This window comes from Phenylobacterium sp. (genome assembly GCF_037968635.1).
GTDB lineage: Bacteria > Pseudomonadota > Alphaproteobacteria > Caulobacterales > Caulobacteraceae > Phenylobacterium.
The window spans coordinates 1-4,830 of sequence record NZ_JBBKVV010000199.1; the positions used below are offsets into that span (position 1 = coordinate 1).

The following is a 4,830-nucleotide window of genomic DNA, read 5'->3' on the forward strand; positions in this document are numbered from 1 at the left end:
TGGTGCTGATCAGCCGCACGTCGGTGGCCATGGCCACCGACGTGCGGCTGATCAGCACCAATGCGCGGTTGATGGCGGGCTATACGCGGATCGGCGGCTCGCCGGACGCCGGCCTGACCATCACCCTGCCCCAGGTCATGGGCTACGAACGCGCCATGCGCTTCATGATGGAGAACCGCACGGTCACCGGCGCCGAGGCGTTGGACTGGGGGATGGCCGGCGAGGTGGTGGACCAGGCCGGCTTCGACGCGCGGCTGGCCGAATACTGCGCCTCGCTGTGCGAGTGGTCGCCCATCACCCTGCGGCTGCTGAAGCGCGGCATGGTGAAGTCGTCGGAGAGCCACGACATGGAGCAGCAGCTTCGCTACGAGGTCTCCAATATCGGCCGCGCCTTCTCCAGCCAGGACGGCAAGGAGGCCCGCGCCGCCTTCCTGGAAAAGCGCAAGCCGGTGTTCACGGGGCGGTAGGCGCCTCGGGCGGCTTGACGGCCAGCACCTCCTGAAGGGCCCTCGCCAGGTCGTCCTGCAGGAACGGCTTGGCCAGACGCGGCAGGTTGGAATCCGACCCCGACGGCAGTTCGGCGTAGCCGGTGGCCAGGATCACCGCGACGCCGGGGTGATGGGCCTTGATCTCGTCGGCCAGTTGCAGGCCGGTGACCTGGGGCATGGCGAAGTCGGTGATCACCAGGTCGATCGGCTCGCGCTCCAGGATGGCCAGGGCGTCGCGGGCCGAGATCGCCGGGAAGACCACGTGGCCCAGGTCCTCCAGCATGGCGACGGTGTTGAGCAGCACCAGGCTGTCGTCATCCACCGCCAGGATGGTCAATTGCGTCATGGGGCGGATTTCCGCCGTCGCGCCCGTGCCGACGAAGACCTGCCGCTCGTCGCCGTCCAGCACCTGGGGCAGCCAGAGCTCCACGGTGGTGCCCTCCCCCATCTGGCTGCGGAGCACCATCCGGCCGCCGGACTGTTCGGCCAGGCCGTGGATCATGGAAAGCCCAAGCCCGGTGCCCTTGCCGACCCCCTTGGTGGTGAAGAAGGGCTCGGCGGCGCGGGCCAGGGTGGCGGCGTCCATCCCGTGGCCGCTGTCGGAGACCGTGAGGCGGACATAGTCCCCCGCCGGAAGCCCGACCCCGGAGTCCTCGGTGAGAGTCTCGGGCAGGGCCTCGATGCGGATCGCACCGCCGTCGGGCATGGCGTCGCGGGCGTTGACCGCCAGGTTCAGCAGGGCGTTCTCGAGCTGGTTGGAATCGGTGAGCACCAGGGCCAGGCCGCGGGGGAAGTGGGTCTCGATACGCATGGCGGGGCCGAGCGACCGCTGCAACAGACCGGTCATGCCACGCACCAGGCCCGCCAGGTCGACGGGATCGAGCTTCAGCTCCTGCTTGCGGGCGAAGGCCAGCATCCGCTGGGTCAGGGCCGCGCCACGCTGGGCGCCCTGCATGGCGTTGTCGATCAGCGGGGTGATGCGGGGATCGTGCGGCAGCCGCTTGCGGACCAGTTCCAGGCTGCCCAGCACCGCCATCAGCAGGTTGTTGAAGTCGTGGGCGACGCCGCCGGTGAGCTGGCCGATGGCCTCCAGCTTCTGCGACTGCAGCAGAGCCTCGCGGGCCTCGTCCAGGGCCTGCTGCGCGGCGCGCCTCTCGCTGATGTCGCGGGTGACCTTGGCGAAGCCGATGACCTGGCCGTCGTCGTCGCGGATCGGATCGATGACCACGTGGGCCCAGAACTGGCTGCCGTCCTTGCGGACCCGCCGGCCCTCCTGCTCGTAGCGGCCCTCGGCCGCGGCGATGGCCAGGGCGCGGTCGGGCGCGCCGGCGTCACGGTCCGCATCCGTATAGAACCGGGAGAAGTGGGCGCCGACGATCTCGTCGGGCGCGTAGCCCTTGATGCGCTGCGCGCCGGCGTTCCAGCTGCTGACGCGGCCGTCGGGATCGAGCATGTAGATCGCGTAGTCGGTGACGCCCTGGACCAGCAGGCGGAACTGTTCCTGGCTGCGGCGCAGCGCGGCCTCGGCGGCCCGGCGTTCGGTGAGGTCGCGGGTGATTTTCGCAAAGCCGATGAGGTCGCCATCGCTGGCGCGGATCGGATCGATGATCACGTGGGCCCAGAAGCGGCTGCCGTCCTTGCGGATCCGCCAGCCCTCCCTTTCGAACCGGCCCTCGTCGCGGGCGATTCGCAGGGCGTCGGCCGGGACCCCGGCGGCGCGGTCGTCGGCCGAATAGAATCGGGAGAAGTGCTGGCCGATGATCTCGGCGGCGAGGTAGCCCTTGAAGCGCTGGGCGCCCGGGTTCCAGCTGGTCACCAACCCGTCGGGATCGAGCATGTAGATGGCGTAGTCGGTGATGGCGTCCACCAGCAGCCGGTAGCGGCTGTCATCGGTGAGGAGCGCCGCCCCTTGCCCGGTTTCCATGCGAACGTCCCCCATAACCGATCAGGAACGAGCCGCCGCGCGCAAGGTTCCCTGCGGCATGGGCGCTAGGCAGGAGGGGCGGCGTCGCCGCCGGGGCGCACGCCGAGCTCGGCCAGGCGGCGCAGATAGAGCTCGGTACGGGCGGTCAGCTCGCCGACGCCAGCCAGGACCTGCGGCCGGGCGCTGACCTTTTCGGGCACGATCACCCCGGCGCCCGACTTCTCCAGCAGGCCCTGCTCCATCAGCCGGCGCACGTGGCGGCGCGTGGTCTCGTAGGGCAGGTTCAGGGTCTTGGCGACCGCATAGACCGAGACCGGCTCGCGCTCGCTGTCGTCTGGCCCCACCGGCACATCGGGATAGGCGCTGGGAAGGTAGGCGTGCTGCTCGATATTGACGAAGGAGACGGCGCGCATGACCAGGGCGGCCAGGGCGTCCACCTCGAGGGTGCGGCCGATCAGGGCGATAACATCGAGGAAATAGTCGACGCCCAGGCGCACAACCTGGCGGCTGACATCGCCGGGCGGCGGATCGGTCACCGGGGTCGCGTAGCCCCCGGCGCTGTTCACGAAGTCCTGGGTCAGGGCCCAGTGCGCCTGCACCGCGCCCAGCATGGTGGCGTTGAAGAAGGCGCGGGTGGGGATGATCAGGCCGCCGGGCACGCTGTCGCAAAGGCCGTCCTGGCGCAGCTTGGCGGCGTGGCGGCGGACCGTCTCATAGGGAATGCCCAGTTCCCTGGCGACGGCGTAGACGGTGACCGGCACGCGCTCGCTGTCGGGTGGCACCGCGTCCATCGCCGCGTAGCGCAGGGCCTGTTCCGACCGGTTGGTGAAGTGGCGCATGTTCGCGCGCGCGATGGAGAGGAAGGTGAGGGTGGTCACCAGGTCGCGGTCAACCGCCCGGTCCAGCAGCCGCACGGTGTTGAGGAAATACTCCGCGCTCTGCCGGGCGGTCAGCCGTCGGGTGTCGAGGGCCGAGGGCGCCGAATCTGCAGGCGGGTGAATCATCTCGCAAGCTTAGGCTGCGTCGGGGACCCGGTACACAATGTGGGTATCAGGGGTTGTGGCGTCGGGCGTCGACGGCTTGCCAGGCGCCGGCGGCGCTCACTAGGACGCTGGCGACACCCGCAAAGGACACCCCCCATGACCCAGTGGCTGACCGACGGCGCGCCCCACGTCTGGCGCCCCTATTGCCAGATGAAGACCGCGCCGGCCCCGCTGGCGGTGGCGCGGACGGAAGGCGCGCGCATCATCCTGGAGGACGGGCGGGAGCTGGTGGACGGCATCGCCAGCTGGTGGACCGCCTGCCACGGCTACAATCATCCCCACATCGCTGCGGCCGTGATCCGGCAACTGGAACGGGCGCCGCACGTGATGTTCGGCGGCCTGGCGCACGAGCCGGCCTATCGGTTGGCCTCGCGGCTGGCGGCCCTGCTGCCTGGCGAGCTGAACCACGTCTTCTTCGCCGAGAGTGGTTCGGTCGCCGTCGAGATCTCGATGAAGATGGGCCTGCAGTACTGGATCAACCGGGGCGTGGCGGGGCGCACCAAGTTCGTCAGCTTCCTGGGCGGCTATCACGGCGACACCCTGGCCACGATGACCATCTGCGATCCCGAGGAGGGCATGCACGGGTTGTTCGCGGACGTCATGCCGGCCCAGCACGTCGTCGCCCTGCCCCGCGACGCCGCCAGCGAGGCGGCGCTGGACGCCCTGCTGACGGAGAGGGGCCACGAGATCGCCGCCCTGATCGTCGAGCCCAGGGTGCAGGGCGCGGGGGGCATGTTGCTGCACGACGACAGCGTGCTGGCGACCCTGCGCCGGCTGGCCGACAAGCATGGCCTGCTGCTGATCTTCGACGAGATCTTCACTGGGTTCGGGCGGACGGGCGACCTGTTCGCCTGCTCAGGCTCGGGCGTGATCCCCGACATCGTGACCCTGTCGAAGGCGCTGACCGGTGGCACGCTGCCGCTATCGGCGGCCATCGCCAGCCGCCAGGTGTTCGACGCCTTCTGGTCCGATGACGCCGGCGCGGCCCTGATGCACGGGCCGACCTACATGGCCAACCCGCTGGCCTGCGCCGCGGCCAACGCCTCGCTGGACCTGTTCGAGGATGGCGGCTGGAAGGCCGATGTGGCGCGGATCAATGCGGCTCTGGTCGAGGGGCTGGAACCGTGCCGTGGGGTGCCCGGCGTCGTGGACGTCCGCACCCTGGGCGCCATCGGCGTGGTGGAGTTCGACCACGCGGTGGAGGCCGGCGACCTCTGCGTGAGGTTCGCCGAGCGGGGCTGCTGGATCCGCCCGATGGGCAAGGTGGTCTACCTGACGCCGCCGTTCGTCACCTCGGACGCGGAGCTGGCGCGGCTGACGGGGGCGATCTGTGAGGTGGTGGCGGGCTGAGCCCTCCCCCTCGATGGGGGAGGGT

At 70.1% G+C, this 4,830-nt stretch carries 4 protein-coding genes; 2 read left to right on the top strand and 2 right to left on the bottom strand.

Annotated elements, in window-relative coordinates:
• On the top strand, nt 1-467 hold a 467-nt coding region (locus tag AAC997_RS20845), incomplete at its 5' end, for an enoyl-CoA hydratase-related protein (RefSeq protein WP_340647629.1).
• Here AAC997_RS20845 and AAC997_RS20850 read toward each other — a convergent pair.
• Both AAC997_RS20850 and AAC997_RS20855 read right to left on the bottom strand, forming a co-directional pair.
• A complete protein-coding gene (locus AAC997_RS20850) occupies nt 454-2,412 on the bottom strand; it encodes a PAS domain S-box protein (RefSeq protein WP_340647630.1) in 1,959 nt (652 codons plus the stop codon). The two genes, AAC997_RS20845 and AAC997_RS20850, sit on opposite strands and share 14 nt — an antisense overlap.
• A gap of 65 nt (nt 2,413-2,477) precedes the next feature.
• On the bottom strand, nt 2,478-3,416 hold the full coding sequence (locus AAC997_RS20855; RefSeq protein ID WP_340647631.1) for a hypothetical protein: 939 nt from the start codon (nt 3,414-3,416) through the stop codon (nt 2,478-2,480).
• A 135-nt stretch (nt 3,417-3,551) separates the two neighbouring features.
• On the opposite strand from AAC997_RS20855, the gene AAC997_RS20860 reads away from it, so the two are divergent.
• Nucleotides 3,552-4,805, top strand: coding sequence for an adenosylmethionine--8-amino-7-oxononanoate transaminase (locus AAC997_RS20860; RefSeq protein ID WP_340647632.1), 1,254 nt, complete (start codon nt 3,552-3,554; stop codon nt 4,803-4,805).
• The last annotated feature ends 25 nt before the right edge of the window (nt 4,806-4,830 follow it).

Excerpts from the sequence above, each read along its gene's own strand:
- AAC997_RS20850 (WP_340647630.1), bottom strand. The coding sequence starts at position 2,412 with ATGGAAACCGGGCAAGGGGCGGCGCTCCTCACCGATGACAGCCGCTAC.
- AAC997_RS20855 (WP_340647631.1), bottom strand. The coding sequence starts at position 3,416 with ATGATTCACCCGCCTGCAGATTCGGCGCCCTCGGCCCTCGACACCCGA.
- AAC997_RS20860 (WP_340647632.1), top strand. The coding sequence starts at position 3,552 with ATGACCCAGTGGCTGACCGACGGCGCGCCCCACGTCTGGCGCCCCTAT.